The 20958-nt window shown below is 61.2% G+C and carries 17 protein-coding genes and 1 pseudogene; 7 read left to right on the forward strand and 11 right to left on the reverse strand.

Features of this window, described 5'->3' with window-relative positions:
* Nucleotides 1–146 precede the first annotated feature (146 nt).
* Complete coding sequence (locus tag D7241_RS16420; protein ID WP_408102439.1) at nucleotides 147–1037, forward strand: LysR substrate-binding domain-containing protein; 891 nt, start codon at nucleotides 147–149, stop codon at nucleotides 1035–1037.
* Nucleotides 1038–1311: 274 nt separating this feature from the next.
* Complete coding sequence (locus D7241_RS16425) at nucleotides 1312–2607, forward strand: MFS transporter (RefSeq protein WP_408102440.1); 1296 nt, start codon at nucleotides 1312–1314, stop codon at nucleotides 2605–2607.
* A 95-nt stretch (nucleotides 2608–2702) separates the two neighbouring features.
* On the opposite strand, the gene arfB is transcribed toward D7241_RS16425, so the two are convergent.
* Nucleotides 2703–3116, reverse strand: a complete 414-nt coding sequence (gene arfB, locus D7241_RS16430) for an alternative ribosome rescue aminoacyl-tRNA hydrolase ArfB (RefSeq protein WP_408102441.1) — start codon at nucleotides 3114–3116, stop codon at nucleotides 2703–2705.
* Nucleotides 3117–3251: 135 nt separating this feature from the next.
* Here arfB and D7241_RS16435 point away from each other — a divergent pair, with 135 nt between their 5' ends.
* Entirely contained in the window at nucleotides 3252–4292 is a 1041-nt protein-coding gene (locus D7241_RS16435) for a metal-dependent hydrolase (RefSeq protein ID WP_408102442.1), read from the forward strand.
* Here the strand turns inward: D7241_RS16435 and D7241_RS16440 are convergent.
* From D7241_RS16440 to D7241_RS16470, 7 genes are all read right to left on the reverse strand, one after another.
* Entirely contained in the window at nucleotides 4279–5604 is a 1326-nt protein-coding gene (locus D7241_RS16440) for an APC family permease (protein WP_408102443.1), read from the reverse strand. The genes D7241_RS16435 and D7241_RS16440 overlap by 14 nt on opposite strands.
* 177 nt (nucleotides 5605–5781) lie before the next feature.
* Complete coding sequence (locus D7241_RS16445; RefSeq protein ID WP_408102444.1) at nucleotides 5782–7731, reverse strand: methyl-accepting chemotaxis protein; 1950 nt, start codon at nucleotides 7729–7731, stop codon at nucleotides 5782–5784.
* A 162-nt stretch (nucleotides 7732–7893) separates the two neighbouring features.
* On the reverse strand, nucleotides 7894–9675 hold the full coding sequence (locus D7241_RS16450) for an ABC transporter ATP-binding protein (RefSeq protein WP_408102445.1): 1782 nt from the start codon (nucleotides 9673–9675) through the stop codon (nucleotides 7894–7896).
* Entirely contained in the window at nucleotides 9668–10300 is a 633-nt protein-coding gene (locus tag D7241_RS16455; protein ID WP_408102446.1) for a DsbA family protein, read from the reverse strand. The genes D7241_RS16450 and D7241_RS16455 overlap by 8 nt, the downstream gene beginning before the upstream one ends.
* Before the next feature lie 64 nt (nucleotides 10301–10364).
* Nucleotides 10365–11300: a rhodanese-related sulfurtransferase gene (locus D7241_RS16460; protein ID WP_408102447.1), complete on the reverse strand. Its 936-nt coding sequence runs from the start codon at nucleotides 11298–11300 to the stop codon at nucleotides 10365–10367.
* A gap of 132 nt (nucleotides 11301–11432) precedes the next feature.
* Nucleotides 11433–11732, reverse strand: a complete 300-nt coding sequence (locus D7241_RS16465) for a BolA family protein (protein ID WP_408102448.1) — start codon at nucleotides 11730–11732, stop codon at nucleotides 11433–11435.
* A gap of 15 nt (nucleotides 11733–11747) precedes the next feature.
* Entirely contained in the window at nucleotides 11748–12287 is a 540-nt protein-coding gene (locus D7241_RS16470) for a DUF2059 domain-containing protein (RefSeq protein WP_408102945.1), read from the reverse strand.
* 148 nt (nucleotides 12288–12435) lie between these two features.
* On the opposite strand from D7241_RS16470, the gene D7241_RS16475 reads away from it, so the two are divergent.
* Nucleotides 12436–13827, forward strand: coding sequence for a class II fumarate hydratase (locus D7241_RS16475; protein WP_408102449.1), 1392 nt, complete (start codon nucleotides 12436–12438; stop codon nucleotides 13825–13827).
* Nucleotides 13828–14001: 174 nt separating this feature from the next.
* Here the strand turns inward: D7241_RS16475 and D7241_RS16480 are convergent, their stop codons facing one another.
* A complete protein-coding gene (locus tag D7241_RS16480) occupies nucleotides 14002–15186 on the reverse strand; it encodes a thiolase family protein (protein WP_408102450.1) in 1185 nt (394 codons plus the stop codon).
* 145 nt (nucleotides 15187–15331) lie between these two features.
* Nucleotides 15332–15458: pseudogene (locus D7241_RS16485) on the reverse strand (hypothetical protein); the annotation flags it as partial.
* 95 nt (nucleotides 15459–15553) lie between these two features.
* On the opposite strand from D7241_RS16485, the gene mnmC reads away from it, so the two are divergent.
* Nucleotides 15554–17527 (forward strand): bifunctional tRNA (5-methylaminomethyl-2-thiouridine)(34)-methyltransferase MnmD/FAD-dependent 5-carboxymethylaminomethyl-2-thiouridine(34) oxidoreductase MnmC, encoded by a 1974-nt coding sequence (mnmC, locus tag D7241_RS16490; protein WP_408102451.1) that lies wholly within the window; start codon nucleotides 15554–15556, stop codon nucleotides 17525–17527.
* Nucleotides 17528–17587: 60 nt separating this feature from the next.
* Here the strand turns inward: mnmC and D7241_RS16495 are convergent, their stop codons facing one another.
* On the reverse strand, nucleotides 17588–17827 hold the full coding sequence (locus D7241_RS16495) for a DUF1127 domain-containing protein (protein ID WP_255978591.1): 240 nt from the start codon (nucleotides 17825–17827) through the stop codon (nucleotides 17588–17590).
* A gap of 95 nt (nucleotides 17828–17922) precedes the next feature.
* Here D7241_RS16495 and D7241_RS16500 point away from each other — a divergent pair, with 95 nt between their 5' ends.
* Together D7241_RS16500 and D7241_RS16505 are read left to right on the forward strand one after the other, a co-directional pair.
* Nucleotides 17923–18777, forward strand: a complete 855-nt coding sequence (locus D7241_RS16500) for a LysR substrate-binding domain-containing protein (protein WP_408102452.1) — start codon at nucleotides 17923–17925, stop codon at nucleotides 18775–18777.
* Nucleotides 18778–19152: 375 nt separating this feature from the next.
* The gene (locus D7241_RS16505) at nucleotides 19153–20925 is read left to right on the forward strand and encodes an N-acetylglutaminylglutamine amidotransferase (protein WP_408102453.1); all 1773 of its coding nucleotides are present in this window, start codon (nucleotides 19153–19155) and stop codon (nucleotides 20923–20925) included.
* The last annotated feature ends 33 nt before the right edge of the window (nucleotides 20926–20958 follow it).

Raw genomic sequence — 20958 nt, forward strand, 5'->3', positions numbered from 1 at the left:
ACACCAGTGTTCGGATATTCTGAACGCTCACTCACCTCGTACCCATCTGTAGGAGTGAGCTTGCTCGCGAATCGCAGCCACGCAAAAGCTTCGCCAGCAAGGACTCAACGTCTCCCTGACGCCTACAAAAACCTATGGAACCTGCCATGCATTTCGATCTGCCCGATCTGCGCCTGTTTATTCATATCGCCGAATCTCCCAGCCTGACCCAGGGCGCACGCCGTGCGCATTTGTCACCGGCATCCGCGAGCGCACGAATAAAGGCGCTGGAAACGCAGCTGGACAGCCGCCTGCTATACCGCGACAGCCGTGGCGTAGAACTGACGCCGGCGGGGCACAAACTGCTGCAACACGCGCGGCTGATCATGCGCCAAGTGGACTACTTGAAAAGCGAGTTCACCGAATACGGCACCGATTCGACCGGGCATATCCGCATCTTCGCCAACACCACGGCGGTGACCGAATTCCTTCCCGAAGTGTTGGCAGGCTTTCTCGCAAAGCGCCCTGGTGTGACGGTCGATCTGCAGGAGCGTCTGAGCCGTGACATCGTTCGCGGCGTGCTGGATGGCAGCACGGACATGGGCATCATCGCTGGGCCAGTACAGGCCGAAGGACTGCAAGTCCTCCATTTCAGCACCGATCGCCTGTTGCTGGCGGTGCCCGTCGGCCATCCGTTGGCCGCGGAAAAACGCGTGACGCTGCGCCAGACGCTGAGCTACCAACATATCGGTCTGCACGAAGGCAGCACGCTGTTGACCTTTCTGCGCGATCAGGTGGAGAAACTCGGCGGCAGTCTTTCCCTGCGTATCCAGCTATCGAGTTTCGAAGCCGTGTGCCGGATGATCGAGGCCGATGTCGGTATCGGCATCATCCCCGAATCCGCCGCCTGCCGGCATAGCCGCACCATGCGCCTGGCCATGGTCGAGCTGGATGAGCCCTGGGCTGTGCGTGAACGCAGCATTCTGGTCCGCGAACTGAACGCTCTGCCTGGCAGCGTCAGGGCGTTGATCGCAACGCTCATGCCGGGACAAACATGAAAGCCTGAGCCAAGCTGAACGCATGAGCAGTGATATTCGTCAGGCGTGACCGGTAAGGAGCGCAGCACGAATGGCGCGCGAAGTCGTCCAGCACGCTTCGCTGGAAATTATCCAGGGTTTTGAATCCTCAGCGGAAAATGCTGCCCAAGCTGCATGTGCTGAGCGCAACGACTGACAATAATTCAATCAAGTCAGTCACTTACATGCTTTAACGGTGAGCTCCCCTAACAAGGCAACTCGCCATTTCAGATTTACTTGCTTAAGGTTGTTTGCCATGACGTCCTTACTAGCCCCCATCAGTTCGCTGCTGGGCGGAGTTGCATTACTACTGCTCGGCCACGGCCTGCTGAATACCCTGCTGACGCTCCGCGGCATCGCGGAGGGCTACTCCACCGGAATGATCGGCCTGCTGATGTCGGGTTATTTCGCTGGTTTTCTCGTCGGCACCTGGCTCGCTCCGTCGCTCATCCGGCGCGTTGGTCACATCCGTACCTTTGCCTTCTATGCGGCTCTCGCCGCAGTTGCGGTGCTGCTGCATGTGCTCATCGTCAATCCCTGGGTATGGTTGGTACTGCGAGTGCTCTATGGCGTTGCACTGGTGACGCTGTACATGGTCATCGAGAGCTGGCTCAACGCCCAGGTCAGCGGCGAAAAACGCGGCCAGGTGTTCGCGCTGTACATGGCGGTCAACCTCGGCGCGCTGGCGGCGGCGCAGCAATTGCTGAGCCTGGACAGCCCGATGAATTTCACGCTCTTCGCGCTCGCTGCCATCCTCATTTGCGCCGCGCTCATGCCCATCACCCTGACCCGCCAGGCACAGCCGGCACAGCCGGACATGCCGGCCACCGACCTGCTGCAACTGGCTCGCATCGCGCCACTACCCTTGATGGCCGCCGGTGTCTCGGGTCTGACGCTGGGCGGTTTCTGGGGACTGGCACCGGTCTACGCCTCGCAGAGTGGCTTCGATGCATCTGGCGTCGGTCTGCTGATGAGTATCACCATCTTGGGCGGTGCCGTTTTGCAATGGCCGATCGGGCTGTTTTCCGACAAGCATGACCGCCGCCTGGTAATGCTCTGGGTCGTCGCGATCGCAGCGGTACTCGGCGGCCTGATTACACCGTTGAGTTCCGGCCCGCTCCTGCTCGGAATGATGTTTCTCTGGGGCGGACTGGCTTTTTCGATCTACTCGATCGCCGTGGCGCAGATGGTCGACCAGTTGCACCCGGACGAAATCCTTTCCGGCTCCAGCGGCCTGTTGCTGGCTAACGGCTTCGGTGCCGCCTTCGGCCCGGTGGTCGCCGGCGGCCTGATGAGCTTTTTCGGGCCCAAGGCCCTGCCGGTGTTCTTCGCCGTTACGCTGGCATTTCTGGCCATTTATTCCTACTTTCGCTCTCGTCGGGTATTCGATCTGGTCACCGAGCCCCACGGCCATTTCACGCCGATGCTGCGTACCAGCCATACCGTGCTGGAGCTGATGCCCGATACGCCGGAAGGCGAAACCACCGAATCAGAGAGCGTCGACGACACGCTCGACGAGGACATCGTAGAGCGGCGCACGGGAACGCACTGAGCGAGATGAGTGCAGCCCCAATCTACTGAACACATTTATCTCAGCGCCGGGCAGGATCAGGGCCCTTCCGCCACCCGGCGCTGAAAAACTGCCCGTTAGAAATCCACCTTGCCGCGCCCGGCCTTGATCGCGCCGCGTTTGCTTTTGCCTTCCAGGCGGCGCTTTTTCGAACCCAGAGTAGGTCGGGTCGGACGTCGCGCCTTTTCGACTTTCGCCACACTGCGAATCAGCTCGGCCAGCCGCTCGAGCGCATCGGCCCGGTTCTGCTCCTGAGTACGATACTGCTGCGCCTTGATGACGATTACCCCGTCGCTGGTAATGCGGCTATCACGCAGCGCCAGCAGGCGCTCCTTGTAGAAGGATGGCAAGGAGGAGGCGTTGATATCGAAGCGCAGATGCAGCGCACTGGACACCTTATTGACGTTCTGACCGCCGGCACCCTGGGCGCGGATGGCGGTCAGCTCGATCTCGCTGTCGGGTAGCTGCACGCTGTTGGATATGTCGAGCATCGGCCCTTCGTGAATCAAAAATGAATAGACATTGTCCACGAGCCGGACAGCGCGGACACGTTTTTATATGATTTCGAGCCGCTACAGGCGAGCCGGTTCGGCTACTGTAGCCCGCTCGCAGCAAGTGGAATCTGCATGGACTCGATTACCCAAGCCCTTCTCGGCGCCACCGTTCAAGCCTCTCTACTTGGCCGCTGGCAAGGCCGCAAGGCGCTGCTGTACGGCGCAGTGCTTGGCACCCTGCCCGACCTCGACGTGGTGATCGATTACGGCGATGCGGTCGCTGACATGACTTATCACCGGGGCTTCAGTCACTCGCTGTTCGTTGTCAGCGTACTTGCCGTTGCGCTGGCGTGGCTGGCGAGGCGAATACGACCGGACCCGAATTACACCGGCATGCGGCTGTTTTTCACGATCTGGCTGGTGCTGGTGACGCACGTCGTGCTGGACGCCTTCACCAGTTACGGCACTCAACTGTTCTGGCCGCTGACGACACCACCCGTGGCCTGGTCCAGCGTATTCATCATCGACCCGTTGTACAGCGTTCCGCTGCTGCTGGCGGTGCTGGTTGCCGCGATCTTCGGTCTGCAGGGGCGCACCGCCCGCTGGCCGACCGTCGCGCTGGTGGCGTCGTCGCTTTACCTGGGCTTTACCCTGGCAGGTAAGCAGATGGCCGAGAAACGGGTGGAAGACGCCATGGCCCACAGCGGTATTGAGCACGCCCGCATCTTCAGCACCCCGACGCCCTTCAACAGTTTTCTGTGGCGAGTGATTCTGGTGGACGGCGACGTCTACTACGAAGCGTTGGTGAGCTGGTTCGACGATACGCCGCCGCAGCTGGTGCGCATCCCGCGTGGCGAGCGACTGGCCAGCATCCTCGCCGAATCGCCGCAGCATGCCCGCCTTCAATGGTTCACCGACGATGTACTGCGCTACGACGAGATTGGCGGCCAAATTCTGGTAACGGATCTGCGGCTTGGCATGACCGGCTTTCACCCCTTTCGTTTTGCCCTTGCCGAGCGCGATGGGGAGAACTGGCGGCTGATTCCCTATGTCGAGCGGTTGCCCGCCGAACGCGGCGACATGAGCCGCTTGAAGCTCATCTGGCGACGCATCTGGCAACAACAACCCGACCTGCCACTCGCCGAGTGGGCGGCAGATCTCAACGCGCGCTAGACCGTCGGCGTTTCTGCCAGCGGCCTAGCGCATATAGAACGGCGCCCAATGCCATCAGCAGACCGGCACGCAGCCAGGTACCGCCGCTCTGCTGGGAGAGCAGCAACAGGCAGGACCCGATCGCCAGCACCGGTAGAATCGTCGGCGTGCGGAAATGCGGTTCCGCGACCCGATCCTTGCGCAGCACCAACACCGCAACGTTGGTGCTCATGAACACGAACAACAGCAGGAGGACCACGGTTTCGGCGAGCGCGGTCAAGGTTCCCGTGACGGTGAGAATCATCGCCAGCAGCGTGGTGATCAGGATCGCCATCCAAGGCGTACGCCGCTCCGGCAAGACCCGCGTCAGAATCGTAGGTAAGAGGCCTTCGTCTGCCATGCCGTAGGCAAGACGGCTGGACATGATCATGGTCAGGAGCGCGCCGTTAGCCACAGCAACCAGCGCCACGGCAGCGAACAACCAGCCGGGTACTGCGTAACCGGTCGCCCGTACGACATCCAGCAGCGGTGCCGATGATTGAGCCAACACCTCCGGTGACAGGACCGCTGTAGCGGCGACGCCCACGCCCATGTAAACCAGCCCCGCCACCAGCAAAGCGCCGAATAAGGCGCGCGGATAGTTGCGCCGAACATCCTTGACTTCCTCGGCCACATTGGCCGACACCTCGAAGCCAACGAATGAATAGAAGGCTATCAACGCCGCGCCGAGCACCGCGATAGCTGGCGAAACGCCTGGCGTGAATTGCATCACTCGCGCCGGTTCACCGTTCCCATCCAAGACGAACCGTGCGGCCAGTAATACCACCAGCAACAGACCGGACACTTCGATCACGGTCATCACCCCATTGGCTCCCAGCGACTCCTTGATGCCTCGGGCGTTGAGCAGAGCGATTACTGCCAGAAACACCAATGCCGTCGGCACCGTCGGTGTGTCGAGGAAAGCACCGAGATAATCGCCGGCAAATGCCAGCGACAGCCCGGCCGCGCTGGTTACGCCCGCTGCAAGCATGCAGAAGCCGACCAGAAACGACACCAGCGGCATGCCGAATGCCCGCTCGGCAAACACTGCCGCACCGCCCGCCTTGGGATACTTGGTGACCAACTCGGCGTAAGACGCCGCGGTAAGCATGGCGAAACCCAGGGCGATCAGCAGCGGCACCCAGACTGCACCACCCGCCTCACCGGCCATCTTGCCCACCAGGGCGTAGACGCCAGCGCCCAGCACATCACCGAGAATGAAGAGAAACAGTGCGGGACCTGTGATTGCCTGCCGAAGACGAGACTCGCCGGCAACGAATGCCGTAGTTTTCATGAATGACCCTCCCCCGACTCGGCGAAAGAGGTTGCGATCAACGATTGCAATGGAAGAGCTCCCGGGCGCACGGCGACAGCCGCATTCCTGTTCTAGATTGGCCCGGTCCGAGGGAGTTCAGCCTTTGAAACGCAAAAGCCCCGGCGCTGGCCAGGGCTTTTGGTTGAATGCAGTGAATCAGGTACGGAAACGGGCAACCAGTCCCTGCAACTCGACACCGAGGCGTGCCAGCTCAGCACTCGCACCGGCGGTCTGCTCGCTGCCGCTGGCGCTTTGTTCGCCGATGTCACGCACGCGCGTCACGCTCTCGGAAATGTTTTCTGCAACCGCGCTCTGCTCTTCCGCAGCCGCGGCTATCTGCTGGTTCATCTGCTCGATGGTGGACACCGACTCGGTGATGCGGCCAAGCGCGGTACCCGCTTCGCTGGCCAGATCGACCGTGCGCTGGGTCAGATCGCGGCTGGTCTGCATCTGCTCGACGGCTTTCTGTGCTACCCGCTGCAGGTTGCTGATCAGGCCTTCGATTTCTTCGGTGGAATCATGTGTGCGGCGAGCCAGTGCGCGAACTTCGTCAGCCACCACGGCAAAGCCGCGGCCTTGTTCGCCGGCGCGGGCGGCTTCGATCGCAGCGTTGAGCGCGAGCAGGTTGGTTTGCTCGGCAACCGCACGAATCACTTCGAGCACGCTACCAATGCGGCCGCTCTCGGTGTTCAGCTCTTCAATGGCATGGGCCGAATTTTCGACTTCGCCGGACAGGCTGTCGATCTGGCCGATTGCTTCCTTGACGACTAGGTCGCCTTGACGGGCCTGTTGGTCAGCCTGACGAGCGGCGAGCGATGCCTGCTCGGCGTTCTGTGCCACTTCCTGCACTGTCGCGGCCATTTCATGCATCGCGGTGGCGACCTGATCGGTCTCCTCACGCTGCTTTTGCACCCCGGAGCTGGTCTGCGCGGTGACCGCCGACAGCTGCTCGGCCGCTGTGGCGATTTGCCCGACGCCGCTTCCGATACGGCCAATCAGGGTACGCAGGCTCTGGGTCATGTCGCACATGGCTTGTTGTAACTGCCCCAGTTCATCACGCCGGGTAGTCTTCTGCGACTGAGTCAGATCGCCTTCGGCAACCCGCTGCGCCAACTGCACGGTGTAGCGCAGGGGAACGACGATCATGCGGGAGATCGCAGTGGCCGCCGCCAGACCAATGACGATAGCCAGGGCGGTGATGACGGCGAGTAGCAAGTATGCGTTGCGGCGCTGATCCTGCATCGCTTCGTTGGCATCGGCCAAGGCTTGGTTGGCGGTATCGAGGATACGCTGTGCCTGGTCGATCATGGCCTGTTCCGATGTGATCCGTTCAGTCCGGTTGCGGCGGAACTCGGCAAACGCCTGCTCATAGTTGGCAAGAGCAGATAGCGCGCCGTCCATCGTGGTCTTCTGCTCGTCGTTGAGCCAGGTTTTCAAGCTATTGCCGATGGTGGTCACGTCACCGTAGACCTCGTTCCAGCTGTCTACCGCCGCCTGGGTGTTGTCGCCGAGGAAAATATTTTCGAACGTGCGCAGATCGAGAATGCGCTTGGTCAGACCAGACGCGGCTTCGGCGATCGTCAGCGGATCACTGCCCTTGAGATGGTCACCTTCCAGCCGCAATACCCGCACCGCGTCGTACATATCCAATTCGATGTACTCGAATTCCTCGCGACTGGCCTGCGCCGCATCGGCCATGCGCTTACGCAATTCCGCACCTCTGCCGATCAGCAGGCCATATTCGGTGAACTCTCCGGCATATACGGCCGCATCACTGCGGATCTGCTGCAGGAGCTCCTGCTCCTCGGCGGAAGAATTGTCAGCGAGTTCGTCCAGTTTCTTATTGAGCTTGTCGAGCGTATCGCGCAACGCCGTTGCAGAGTCTTCGCTACGGGTCAGGGCGTAATCGCGTTCCTGACCGCGCGCCCTGAGGATCTCGGCGTTGATACTGGACAGCTGGTTCGTCTGATACGAGCGGCTCACGATCGAATCCACGGCGTAGAAGCCGGTTCCGGCGACTCCCAGGGTCAGCAACAGCACCATGGCAAAGCCGAGCAGCAGCTTCTTGCCCACGGAAAGGTTGGCGAATATATCGACGGACTGCATCAGAGAATTCCTAGAAAAAAGTAAGCACGCTTATGGAGTCGGCAGGTCGCGACCAAAGTTGAGTGCGAAAAGCGGAACAATTAAACAGGGCATGGTGGCCGTTAGCCAGCGATCAATCTAAAGAGTTGGAGGGGGCGCACATCAAGAGCGAAAAAGGCCGCGTCAATGTTGCTGTAAATGCCCGTAAAGCTTGGCGTAGAGCCCGCCGTCGGCAATCAGCTGCTGATGATCACCTTGTTCGGCGATGCGTCCATCGTCGAATACCAATACCCGATCGGCCTGCTTAACCGCAGACAGACGGTGGGCGATGATCAAGGTCGTGCGGCCCTGAAGGAAACGGTTCAAACCCTGATGCAGGGCATATTCGGTGGCGGCATCCAGGGCGGATGTTGCCTCGTCGAGAATTACTACCTTGGGCTCGGCCAATACCATCCGTGCAACCGCCAAGCGTTGTCGCTGGCCGCCCGACAGGCGCACTCCCGAACGTCCGACGATACTGTCCAGCCCGGCCGGCAATTGCCGAATCGTGTCGGCCAACTGGGCGATCTCCAACGCCTGCCAGCAGGCTTTATCGTCCCGCTCCCGCCCCATCAACAGGTTGGCGCGTACCGTGTCGTTGAACAATGCGGGCTGTTGCAGCACCACCGCGACATTGTCGCGTACGGTGCTCAGGCCGATCTCTTCCAGCGCCACGCCGGCAAAGCGAATCTGCCCCGCCTGCGGCTGATATAGGCCCAGCAACAACTGCACCAGCGTGCTCTTGCCGCCACCGCTGGCACCAACGATGGCAACTTTTTCACCCGCCGCGATCGACAGATCCAGGCCTTCCAACACGGGTTCATCCTGATAAGAGAATCGCAGCCCGCAAACGTCGATATCCACCGTGTCTCGCCCCGCGAATGGGTCGTTGCCGCCGGCGTACTGCGGCTCGTCGGCACGCGCCAGCAATTGATTGATGCGGCTGAGCGCGCCGCCGGCAGCATAGAAGGCGTACTGTAGATTCAGCAGCTGCTCCACCGGCCCGATCATGAACCACAGGTAGCTGAACACCGCCAGCATCTGGCCGATCGACAGATCGGATAACAGCACTGTGAGCATTGCCGCCGCCCGGAAAATATCGATGCCGAACTGAAACAGCAGTCCACTGGCGCGGTTGGAGGCATCGGTCTTCCACTGCGAGGCCACGGCATAGTCACGTACCTCCCGGGCGCGCAGGCCTAGGCGCCCGAGAAAATACCCCTGGCGGTTGCCGGCGCGTACTTCCTGAATCGCATCCAGGGTCTCGGTCAGCGCCTGGGTAAACAGCGAAGTGCTGTCATTTTCCAACTTCTTCAGATGCTTGACGCGTTTGCCCAGCTGCACCGTGGCGTAGATCACCAGCGGGTTGAACAACAGGATCAGCAGTGCCAATTGCCAGTGCATCCAGAGCAGAATCGCCGCCGTACCGGCGATTGAAAGCAGTGCCACCAAGAAACGACTAAGCGTCTCGCCGATGAATTTATCGATGGTTTCCAGATCGGTGACCAAGTGCGCAGCGACCGTACCACCGCCGAGGCTTTCATATTCGCTGAGGGCGATACGCTTGAGCCGCTCGATCAGCCTTATACGGATGCGATAGACCAGATCCTTCGACAGCCGAGCGAACAAGCGCGCCTGCAGAACGTTGAAGATCAGCGCTGAAGCCCGCAGGAGCAGCGTTGCGCAGAGCATCAGCCCGATGTAGCCAATTGCCGTTTGCCAGCCCGTCGGCAGAAATCTGTCCATGATCTGCAGCGCCGTATCGCCCTGCCCCAACAACACCTCGTCGACCAGCAGCGGCAACAGCAAGGGAATCGGCACGCTGCACAGCGTTGCTAATACGGCGACCAGATTGGCGAGGACCAGCGCCTTGCGATGATGCAGCGCAAGACGGCGGATCTCCGCCCAGCTGAGCTGATCAGGCATGGGCGTTGTGGTCCAACCAGCGTGCCAGCAAGGGCGACAGCACGTCGAGCGGCTGAAAGCCGTTGGTCAACAGCGCCAGCTGACCGTTGTGCTCAGCGAGCAAGGTGGGGAAGCCAGAAATGCCGAGATTGCGCGCCCAGTTGAAATCGGCTGCGGTGGCGTCGCGCACCGGCTGAGAATCGAAACGGTCGGAAAATTCGATACGCGGGATGCCCACCGCCTCCGCCAAGTCGACCAGTTCCGGCGGCAGCGTGACGTTGCGGCTTTCGACATAAAACGCGTGCTGGATCAGCCCGGCCAATGTCCAGGCCAATTTCGCATCGAGACTGCGTGCGGCTACGAGCGCCCGGCAGGCAGGCTCGGTGTCGTAGACCAGGCCCTCCGGCAGCCCGCCATCGAAGTTGAATGGCTGACCACTCGCCTCATGCACCGCGCGCCAGTACGATGCGGTGCGCTCCCGGCCGGCCTGATCCATCGCGGTTCGCTCCTGGCGCAGGCCGCCGACTACCAGGTCAGCGCCGACTCCCTGCTCCTTTGCCTGAGCGACTAGCGATTGCACCACCGGAGCGAAGCCCCAGCACCAGGAGCACATCGGGTCCATCACGTAGATCAGTCGAGTGCTCATCGAGGCTCCGGTTCTATCGGGTGGAGCGCACGTTGCGCACCGTAATTCAGCAATGCAGGTGCTGCTACGCGCCCTGCTTGCGGTAGTTGTGACCGATCGGGTGCGGCTGATTGCGCTTGAGCGCCAGTTCGATCTGCTTTTGCCGTTCACGCGCGCTGGTGCGGGTCTTCTCGCTAAGGGTGTTCCAGCAATGCGGACAGCTGATACCTGGAGCGTAGTGCTCCGACTGCCGATCCTCCAGCGAGATCGGCGTACGGCAGGCATGACACTGGTCGAAATCCCCTTCACTGAGGTCGTGACGCACGGTCACGCGGTTGTCGAAGACGAAGCAGTCACCGCGCCAGCGCGTCTCTTCCTGCGGAACTTCTTCGAGGTATTTGAGAATGCCGCCTTTGAGGTGATAAACCTCCTCGAACCCTTCGCCGAGCATGTAGCTCGAAGCCTTTTCGCAGCGGATGCCGCCGGTGCAGAACATCGCGACCTTTTTGTGCTTGGCCGGATCGTAGTGCGCTTTGATGTACTCGGGAAACTCGCGGAACGACTTGGTTTGCGGGTCGATCGCACCGTCGAAAGTGCCGATGGACACTTCGTAATCGTTGCGGGTGTCGATCAGCAGCACTTCCGGATCGTCGATCAGCGCGTTCCAGTCACGCGGTTCGACATAGGTGCCGACGCGCTGATTGGGATCGACACCCGGCACGCCGAGGGTGACGATTTCTTTCTTCAGCTTGACCTTGGTGCGATAGAAAGGCTGCTCCTGGCAATACGACTCTTTGTGGTCGATATCGGCCAGCCGCGCGTCAATCCCGAACCAGGCGAGCAGCGCGTCGATGCCTTCGCGAGTGCCTGATACCGTTCCGTTGATGCCCTCTTCGGCGAGCAAAAGCGTGCCCTTGATACCGTTGGCCTCAAGGATCTCAAGCAGGGGTTCACGCAGCGCAACGTAGTCCGGCAGGGAGACGAACTTGTACAGCGCCGCGACGACGATGTTCTGGGTCATGCGGTACTTCCTCCAGTGGTCGCCCACGTAAAGGGCGGACCGGGAATGCGAAAACGACAACGCCGGCGTGAGCCGGCGCGGCGCGCATTCTATCAATAAACCAGCGGCAGGCTTCAAGCCATCGGGCGGTGGTTACTTGTGGCCGCCGGCGCACACTGGCGAGGCCGGCGCGCTGCCCTGCTGAACCCATTCTTCCGGCGTATAGGTATGCACCGCGAGGGCATGCACCTGCTGCATCAGCTCGCCCATCGCGGCATATACCTTCTGGTGGCGCTTGACCGCACTCAGTCCAGAGAATTGCTCGCTGACGACGACGGCCTTGTAGTGAGTTTCCTGCCCGCGGCTGTGCATATGGCTTTCATCCAGCACTTGCAGATACACAGGTTGCAGGGTGGCCTGCAGCGCGGTTTCAATCGCGAATAGTTTGGTCATGCCTAGCAGACTCCGTCAGGGCTTCTTCTGAGTGTCGAGTTCAGCCGTCATGTCGGCCAGTAATTTGTTCACTTGCGGCACAGCGCTTTCCAGCTTGGCCTGGGTCACCTGCGCCGAGCGGGCGTTGAGTTTCGGCAGCTTTGTGAGCATCTTCTTACCTAATTCAGACTCGTAGAACTCATTCAATTGACCGAGCTCCTGCTCGGTGAATTCCTCGGTGTATAGCGCGACCAGGTCAGGCTTGACCTTTTCCCAGCCGATCGCCTTGTCGAGCGCGGCATCCGCCTTGGACTGATAGCTTTCCAGCAGCGCCCGCTTGCTCTCCGGAGCCTGGGTCTGCGCGAAGCGCTCGGCAAACATTTGCTGCACCTGGGCATACACCGGCACGGCCAGGCGGTCAGCGTTGACCAATTCAAGGAAGCGTTCAGCCTGGGTCGCATGGCTGGCGCTGTCGGCGCTGGCCTGACCACTGAGCAGAGCTATCGACAAGGCACCACAAAGCCCGAATGTGCGAAGCCCGAAAGTACGAAGCCCATTTATCCCGAGAGTGTGCATTGGATAATCCTTGTCGAACGATAGGTGAGCCTCAATGGACACATTCTGCGCGCGGAGTTCCAATCGCTCAAGGAACAGCAGGCCGGCAGATTGAACCAGTATCGTCAGCCGGCGACCTAACAGGGAGACCTCATCGATGGAGCACGGCATGACACGCACCGAAACCGATAGCCTGGGCCCAGTGGAAGTACCAGAGCAGGCCTACTGGGGCGCGCAGACCCAACGCTCGCTGAGCAACTTCGCCATTGGCGATCAACGCATGCCGCTCGCCGTTTGCCACGCGCTGGCGCTGATCAAGAAAGCCGCCGCCCGGGTCAACGACCGCATCGGCGATCTGCCTCCGGACATTGCCCGTCTAATCGAACAAGCCGCCGACGAGATCCTTCATGGCCAACATGACGACCAGTTTCCGCTGGTGGTCTGGCAGACCGGCAGCGGCACCCAGAGCAACATGAACGTCAACGAAGTGATTGCAGGGCGGGCCAACGAGCTGGCCGGTGGCACTCGCGGCGGCAAGAACCCGGTGCACCCCAACGATCACGTCAACCGCGCGCAGAGTTCCAACGACTGCTTTCCAACAGCCATGCACATCGCCATCGCGCGAGCGATCCACGACGACCTGCTGCCGGCGATTGCCGAGCTGTCCGGTGGTATCGCCGAGCAAGCCGCGCGGCACGGGCAACTGGTCAAAATCGGGCGGACGCACATGATGGACGCCACGCCAGTGACCTTCGGCCAGGAGCTATCAGCATTCGTCGCACAACTCGACATCGCCGAACAGGCGATCCGTCATGCCCTGCCCGCGGTCTTTGAACTGGCGCAGGGCGGCACCGCGGTCGGTACCGGCCTCAACGCGCCGCACGGCTTTGCCGAAGCGATTGCCGCCGAGCTCGCTGCACTGTCCGGCTTGCCCTTCGTCTCCGCGCCAAACAAATTCGCGGCGCTGTCCGGGCATGAACCGCTGGTCGCCCTCTCCGGCGCGCTGAAAACCCTGGCCACCGCACTGATGAAAATTGCCAACGACCTGCGTCTGCTGGGCTCGGGGCCACGTGGCGGCTTCGCCGAAGTACGGCTACCAGCCAATGAGCCAGGCAGTTCGATCATGCCGGGCAAGGTCAATCCGACCCAATGCGAGGCGCTGTCGATGCTCGCCTGCCAGGTAATGGGTAACGACGTGACGATCGGTTTCGCCGCCAGTCAGGGGCATCTACAGCTCAACGTGTTCAAACCGGTGATCGTGCACAACATGCTGCAATCGATCCGCCTGCTGGCCGATGGCTCCCGTAACTTCAACACGCACTGCATCGTCGGCCTGGAGCCGGACGCTGCGCGCATGGCCGAGCATCTGGAACGTGGGTTGATGCTGGTAACCGCGCTGAATCCGCATATCGGTTATGACAAAGCTGCGGAAATTGCCAAGAAGGCCTACGCCGAAAACCTCACCTTGCGTGAAGCGGCGCTGGAGCTTGGCTACCTCACCGATGAAGAGTTCGACCAGTGGGTGCGGCCGGAAACCATGCTGGAATCCAGTCGCGGGTGATCTGAAAGGACGTCCGCTGCTCGTGCCATAGACGGTGGGCTGAAGCGGAACGCCGCCCGGCCCACCCTACGGCAGTAGTTTCGGGTGGGCTTCAGCTGTAGGGTGGGCTTCAGCCCACCAGCACGGTATTCCGGCCGGCACGTCCGGCGCAGCCCAACGCGACTTTCAGCTCTATTAGCGCACCGCCTCAAACAACCCCGAGGCGCCCATGCCACCGCCGACGCACATGGTCACCACCCCATAACGCAGGTTGCGGCGCTGCAACTCACGGATGAGGTGGCCGGCGGTGCGCGAGCCGGTCATGCCGAACGGGTGGCCGATGGAAATCGAGCCGCCGTTGACGTTGAATTTCTCGTTGTCGATTTCCAGCGTGTCACGGCAGTACAGGCACTGCGAGGCGAAAGCCTCGTTGAGTTCCCACAGGTCGATGTCGCTGACCTGTAACCCCTTGGCCTTGAGCAGACGCGGTACCGAGAACACCGGGCCGATGCCCATTTCTTCCGGCTCGCAACCGGCCACGGTGAAGCCACGGAAGAAGGCGCGCGGCTTGAGGCCCAGTTCGATGGCCTTGTCCAAGCTCATCACCAGCGTCATGGAGGCTCCGTCGGACAGCTGCGAAGCGTTGCCAGCGGTTACCGAGCCATCATCGGCGAATACCGGCTTGAGGCCCGAAAGGCTTTCCAGAGTGGTGTCGGGACGATTGCAATCGTCCCGATCGACCACGCCCTCGTGCTCGGTGCGCTCGCCGGTGGCCTTGTCTTCGGTGAAGTAACGGACGTTCATCGGCACGATTTCGTCCTGGAACAGCCCTTCGGCCTGCGCGCGCGCGGTGCGCTGCTGGCTCTGCAGCGAGTAAATATCCTGCTGCTCGCGGGTCACGTTGTAGCGACGCGCGACCATTTCGGCGGTCTGGCCCATGCTGTGATAGAGACCTGGAACTCGCTCTTGCAAAACAGGATTGAACAGATTGTCTGTGTTCTTGCTCTTGGCCGTCAGGGTGATGGATTCAACCCCACCGGCGACGATCACGTCACTGCAGCCGGAGGCGATCTGGTTGGCGGCAATGGCGATCGCTTGCAGGCCGGACGAGCAGAAGCGATTGAGCGTCATGCCTGCGCATTGAATGCCCAGGCTAGACAGCACCGCCACGTTGCGGCCGATGTTGTAACCCTGCGCACCTTCATTGGAGCCGGCCCCGACGATGCAATCCTCGACCAGTCGGGGGTCCAGATCGTTGCGCGACAGCAGCGCGTTGACGCAATGGGCCGCCATGTCATCAGGGCGGGTCATGTTGAACTTGCCGCGGAAGGACTTGGCCAGGCCGGTCCGTACGCTGTCGACGATCACTACTTCACGCATGGCATACCTCGAATTGTTGGGCAGACCGCAACGCCACTGCGCTAGCTACTCAGCGATCTGCCTGTTGGTGATGGCCTGAGCATAGTTCCAGCCATTCGCCAAAGGCGACGACCATTCAGCGGGGATATGGTCAACCATCGCTCCGTCATTTTTCTCCGATGGCAGCCGCCAGCGCATCGTTGAGGGCGCAGCACCTTGACCCTGGCGAAGCGTTTGTCGTTGGCCTCAACCAACGTCCAAGGGGCGATCTTGGTGCTGGTCCGGTCGACCATGCTAAACCTAGCAGGCATGCTGAGGCGACAAAGCTTGCCCGCGGCAGGTTTCGCGCGGCTGTTAGAATCGCGACTTTTTCGTTCGGATGCGCACGATGCCCGCCCACTCCACCACCGGTTTCCAGCACGCCGAGCTTGATTGGGACGCGAACGGTCAGCCGCAATCGCGTCAGTACGGTGACGTGTACTTTTCCCGCACCTCGGGCATTGCAGAAACCCATCACGTCTTCCTGCAACCGAACGCACTTTCCGAGCGCTTCACGGCGCTGGCGGCGGGAGCGCGATTGGTCATCGGCGAGACGGGATTCGGCACCGGGTTGAATTTTCTCTGCGCCTGGCAGCTGTTCGAACGTACCGCGCCGCCAGACGCCGCACTGCATTTCGTCAGCGTCGAAAAGCATCCGCTGAAGCGCGAAGATCTGCAGCGCGCTCTAGCGCTATGGCCCGAACTGCAAGACCAGGCACAGCAGTTGCTCAAGCAGTACGTCGCGGTAAATCCTGGCTTCCAGCAATTTCGTTTCGGACGCGTGGTGCTGACGCTACTCGTAGGCGATGCACTCGACTGTCTTAGCACCCTGGACGCGCAAATCGATGCCTGGTTCCTAGATGGCTTCGCCCCGGTGAAGAACCCGGAGATGTGGCAACCGGAGCTATTCGCTCAACTGGCGCGGCTGTCCGCACCCGCAGCGACGCTGGCCACTTTCAGCAGCGCCGGAGACGTGCGCCGCGGGCTTAAGAAGGCCGGGTTCGTCGTCAAGCGCATCCCCGGCTTCGGCCATAAATGGGAAAGCCTGCAAGGGCGCTTTGCTGGCGAGCCGACGCAATCGGCCAAGCCTTGGTATGCCCGCACCACATTTAAGCCGGCACAGCGCAAGGCGCTGGTAATCGGCGCCGGCCTCGCCGGCTGTGCCAGTGCCGCGAGCCTGGCGGCACGAGGCTGGCAAGTGACAGTGCTCGAGCGGCACGGCGATGTCGCCCAGGAGGCTTCCGGCAACTCTCAGGGCGTGCTCTATCTAAAGCTGTCGGCACACGGCACGGCACTTTCGCAACTGGTGATCAGCGGCTTCGGCTACACCCGCCGACTGCTGAGCCACCTGCAACAAGGCCACGACTGGGACGCCTGCGGCGTATTGCAGGTCGCCTTCGATGATAAGGAAGCCGAACGCCAGGCCGAGCTTGCAGATGTGTTCCCACCGGAACTGCTCCATGCGGTGGATCGTCAACAGGCCGAGCAACTGGCCGGCGTCGAGTTGCGCAACGGTGGTTTGTTTTACCCAGAGGCCGGCTGGGTCCACCCGCCGGCGATATGCCGCTGGATGATTGAGCAATCGGCGATCGAACTGGTCAGGCACAGACAACCCGTCGAGTTGCGCCGCAATGGTGATAATTGGCTGGCATTGGACGGCGACGAGGTACTGGGCGAGGCGCCCGTGGTGATTCTGGCAGGCGCGGCAGACACCGCGCGCTTCAGTCAAAGCGCCTGGCTGCCACTCAAACGCATTCGTGGCCAGATCACAGGACTTCCTGCAACCGCACGAAGCGTCGCGTTGCGCACCGTAGTGTGCGCCAAGGGCTATGTTGCGCCGGCGCGCGACGGCCTGCATACGCTTGGCGCGAGCTTTAATTTTGCCACTAACGACCCGGCGCCTAGCGAAGCAGAACACCGCTCCAACTTAGACATGCTCGAGGAAATTTCGGCTGATCTGTATCAACGCTTGCGAGCCGATACGCGACCGACTGACGACCTGCACGGCCGCGTCGCCTTCCGCTGCACCAGCCCGGACTATCTACCGATCGTCGGACCGCTGGCCGAAGCCGCACAATTTGCCAGGGATTACGCGGCGTTGGGCAAAGACGCGCGTCAAGTGCCCGACACGCCCTGCCCTTGGCTCGATGGGCTTTACGTCAATACAGCTCATGGCTCGCGCGGTGTGATTACCACGCCGCTTGCCGGCGAGCTGCTGGCCGCCTGGCTCGACGGCGAACCGCTGCCGCTGCCGCGGGCTATCGCCGAGGCCTGCCACCCGAATCGATTCCTGCTGCGCAAGGTCATCCGCCGAACCAATTGAGCCGACGTTACTGCCCACCACGAACCGCGGTCCGGGTGGGCAGCGACAGCTCGGCAAATATCAGCCGCGGCGCAATGGATCATCCCAGAACGGGCGGTTCGATTCCGTTTCGATATCGGCTCGGCTCAGACCGATATCCTTGAGCATGCCGTCACTCAGCGAGGCAAGCTGCTGCCTCTGGCGATATAGGGCCTGCCAGCGACGTACCTGTTGCCAGGACGCGTGCAAAAGTGTGGCAAGCGAGACGCCATCGGCGTAACGCAGGTGGCGAACTTTCAAAACCTCAGCATGGCTTTTCATCTGATGCACCTCCTTCTGGATGGCGCCAGTTTCCTGCTGAGTTTAAGATCAATCCAACGAATGTTTCTGATGGCATACATCTCGGAGATTGATCAATGGCCAACTATCCTAGTATCGATGCCGAACTGCTGCGCAGCTTCGTTGCCATTGCCGATTACGGCGGTTTCACCCGCGCGGCCGATGCCGTCAATCGCACGCAGTCCGCGATCAGTATGCAGATGAAGCGTTTGGAAGAAGATGTGCTGCAGCGGGCCGTGTTCGAGCGTGACGGTCGTCAGGTTCGCCTCACGGCAGAGGGGCAAATACTGCTCGGATATGCGCGACGGATTCTCAAGCTGCACGGCGAAGTGCTCACCACGCTGCGCGAGCCGCATATGGTCGGCTCGGTGCGCATTGGCACGCCGGACGACTACGTGATGCGGTTTCTGCCCGGGATTCTTTCGCGCTTCGCCCAGGCCTATCCGCTGGTACAAGTGGAGGTGCACTGCGAGCCGTCCTACCAACTGCTCCAACGCCGCGATCTGGATTTGACCATCGTCACTCGTGAACCAGGCACGGAGATCGGCCAATTGCTGCGTCGTGAGCGCTTCGTCTGGGCCGAAGCTCCGGGTTTCAATACCCATGAGCAACGGCCGATGCCGCTGGCGATGTTCAATACCACCTGCTTCTGCCGAGCCTGGGCATGCAATGCTCTGGACGGCCTGGATATTTCTTATCGAGTTGCCTATACGAGCCCGAGCCTGTCGGCGCTGTTGGCGGTGGTCAATGCCGGGCTGGCGGTGACCGCGCAGCTGCAAAGCCTGGTGTCGTCGGATATGCGCCAGTTGGGCGAAGCCGAGGGAATGCCGGAGCTGCCGCTGAGCAGCATCGTCCTGCTACGCAGCGAACATAACCAATCGCAGGTGAGCGAAACCCTGGCCGAGCATATCGTCGAAGGGTTTCGTATCTAGGCCTAGTGCGATGGGCGGAGGCTCACCCAATTTGGCTGCGGCATCACCTGTAGGGTGGGCCGGGCGGCGCTCCGCTTTAGCTCACCACGCCGGCTGTCTTTTGTCGGTCTGACCGTTGCGGCTTGGTGGGCTGAAGCCCACCCTACGAACTGAAGCCCACCCTACCCTGAGCCCACCCTACGAGCGATCTGGTTTGACCTGAACACACTTTGTCTGTTTTGGTGTAAAGCCCGACTGACCCGCAGGACGCGATCCGCGCGGCGCGGACTGCACCGGCGAGCAGCGCTCCAGAGCGGCGCACGCTGGTCCGAAAACCTGAACTTCGCAATCCGCGCGTCAGTCACACTCCCCAACGGCAATACCGGTAAGGATCTTATGTGTGGCATAGCTGGCGAACTTCGTTTCGATAACCGTCCCGCTGATTTAGCGGCGATTGAACGCATCACCCAACACCTCACCGCCCGCGGTCCCGATGCGAGCGGGTTCCATAGCGCCGGCCCAATGGCCATGGGGCATCGGCGGCTGAAAATCATGGATCTTTGCGAGGCCTCCGGCCAACCAATGATCGATTCGGCGCTGGGCCTTTCGATGGTCTTCAACGGCGCCATCTACAACTACCCCGAACTGCGCGCCGAGCTCGAGGCGCTGGGCTACAGCTTCTTCTCAGGTGGCGACACCGAAGTTTTGCTCAAGGGTTTTCATGCCTGGGGGGAAGCTCTGCTGCCCCGGCTGAATGGCATGTTCGCCTTCGCCATCTGGCAGCGCGACGTGCAGGAGCTATTCATTGCGCGTGATCGCCTGGGTATCAAGCCGCTGTATCTGTCGCGAAACGGCGAGCGCCTGCGCTTCGCCTCGACATTGCCCGCATTGCTCAAGGGCGGCGATATTGCTGGCGTGCTGAACCCCGTGGCGCTCAATCACTACATGAGCTTCCATGCCGTGGTGCCAGCACCGGACACATTGATCGCCGGCATTGAAAAACTGCCGCCGGGCACCTTCATGCGCGTCGACGCGAGTGGTAAGGCCAGCCAGCACCGCTGGTGGACACTGAAGTTCGGCGCTTCAGAAGAAGAACAGCAGTACAGCTTCGAGGATTGGCAGGAACGTACCTTAACGACATTGCGCGAGTCCGTGGCGCTTCGTCAGCGGGCAGCGGTCGACGTCGGCGTGCTGCTATCGGGCGGCGTCGATTCCAGCCTGCTGGTCGGCCTGCTGCGTGAAGCCGGGGCGGCGGATAATTTGCTGACCTTCTCAATTGGCTTCGAGGATGCTGGCGGCGAACGCGGTGACGAGTTCAAATATTCCGACCTGATCGCCGAACATTACCAGACGCGCCACCACCAGCTGCGCATTCAAGAGAAGGAAATTCTCGAGCAGTTGCCGGCCGCATTCCGCGCCATGAGCGAGCCGATGGTCAGCCATGACTGTATTGCTTTCTACCTGCTGTCCCGCGAAGTTTCGAAGCACTGCAAAGTGGTGCAGAGCGGTCAGGGTGCCGACGAGCTGTTCGCCGGCTATCACTGGTATCCGCAGGTCGACGGTGCCGAGGATCCGGTCGCGGCCTATCTAGCGGCGTTCCGCGATCGCAGCTATGAGGAATACACCGAGACCATGCAGCAGCAGTGGGCCAAGGGTGATTTCTCCGGCGACTTCGTTCGCCAGCACTTCGCCCAACCGGGGGCCGACGCGTCGGTCGACAAAGCCCTGCGGATCGATAGCACGGTGATGTTGGTGGATGACCCGGTCAAGCGCGTCGACAACATGACCATGGCCTGGGGCCTGGAAGCGCGGGTGCCATTCCTCGACCACAACGTGGCTGAGCTCTCTGCGCGCATTCCGGCCAAGTACAAACTGCCCGACGGCGGGAAGTACGTGCTCAAGGAAGCGGCACGCAAGGTAATACCCGCGGAAGTGATCGATCGGCCGAAAGGGTACTTTCCGGTGCCGGGGCTAAAACATTTGCAGGGCGACACCCTGAATTGGGTACGCGAACTGCTGACAGACCCGAGCCAGGATCGCGGTTTGTACAACCCAGCGATGCTCGACAAGCTGCTCAACGATCCAGAGGGTCAGCTGACGCCGTTGCGCGGCTCGAAACTGTGGCAGTTGGCGGCAGTCAACCTATGGTTGAGCGAACAAGGCCTATAAGAACCTGATGGCGCGGTTCCGTGCGCAGGCTGG

Source organism: Stutzerimonas sp. VN223-3 (genome assembly GCF_045999685.1).
GTDB classification, from domain to species: Bacteria; Pseudomonadota; Gammaproteobacteria; order Pseudomonadales; family Pseudomonadaceae; genus Stutzerimonas; species Stutzerimonas stutzeri_AR.

Excerpts from the sequence above, each read along its gene's own strand:
- D7241_RS16420 (WP_408102439.1), top strand. The coding sequence starts at position 147 with ATGCATTTCGATCTGCCCGATCTGCGCCTGTTTATTCATATCGCCGAA.
- D7241_RS16425 (WP_408102440.1), top strand. The coding sequence starts at position 1,312 with ATGACGTCCTTACTAGCCCCCATCAGTTCGCTGCTGGGCGGAGTTGCA.
- arfB (WP_408102441.1), bottom strand. The coding sequence starts at position 3,116 with ATGCTCGACATATCCAACAGCGTGCAGCTACCCGACAGCGAGATCGAG.
- D7241_RS16435 (WP_408102442.1), top strand. The coding sequence starts at position 3,252 with ATGGACTCGATTACCCAAGCCCTTCTCGGCGCCACCGTTCAAGCCTCT.
- D7241_RS16440 (WP_408102443.1), bottom strand. The coding sequence starts at position 5,604 with ATGAAAACTACGGCATTCGTTGCCGGCGAGTCTCGTCTTCGGCAGGCA.
- D7241_RS16445 (WP_408102444.1), bottom strand. The coding sequence starts at position 7,731 with ATGCAGTCCGTCGATATATTCGCCAACCTTTCCGTGGGCAAGAAGCTG.
- D7241_RS16450 (WP_408102445.1), bottom strand. The coding sequence starts at position 9,675 with ATGCCTGATCAGCTCAGCTGGGCGGAGATCCGCCGTCTTGCGCTGCAT.
- D7241_RS16455 (WP_408102446.1), bottom strand. The coding sequence starts at position 10,300 with ATGAGCACTCGACTGATCTACGTGATGGACCCGATGTGCTCCTGGTGC.
- D7241_RS16460 (WP_408102447.1), bottom strand. The coding sequence starts at position 11,300 with ATGACCCAGAACATCGTCGTCGCGGCGCTGTACAAGTTCGTCTCCCTG.
- D7241_RS16465 (WP_408102448.1), bottom strand. The coding sequence starts at position 11,732 with ATGACCAAACTATTCGCGATTGAAACCGCGCTGCAGGCCACCCTGCAA.
- D7241_RS16470 (WP_408102945.1), bottom strand. The coding sequence starts at position 12,287 with ATGCACACTCTCGGGATAAATGGGCTTCGTACTTTCGGGCTTCGCACA.
- D7241_RS16475 (WP_408102449.1), top strand. The coding sequence starts at position 12,436 with ATGACACGCACCGAAACCGATAGCCTGGGCCCAGTGGAAGTACCAGAG.
- D7241_RS16480 (WP_408102450.1), bottom strand. The coding sequence starts at position 15,186 with ATGCGTGAAGTAGTGATCGTCGACAGCGTACGGACCGGCCTGGCCAAG.
- mnmC (WP_408102451.1), top strand. The coding sequence starts at position 15,554 with ATGCCCGCCCACTCCACCACCGGTTTCCAGCACGCCGAGCTTGATTGG.
- D7241_RS16495 (WP_255978591.1), bottom strand. The coding sequence starts at position 17,827 with ATGAAAAGCCATGCTGAGGTTTTGAAAGTTCGCCACCTGCGTTACGCC.
- D7241_RS16500 (WP_408102452.1), top strand. The coding sequence starts at position 17,923 with ATGGCCAACTATCCTAGTATCGATGCCGAACTGCTGCGCAGCTTCGTT.
- D7241_RS16505 (WP_408102453.1), top strand. The coding sequence starts at position 19,153 with ATGTGTGGCATAGCTGGCGAACTTCGTTTCGATAACCGTCCCGCTGAT.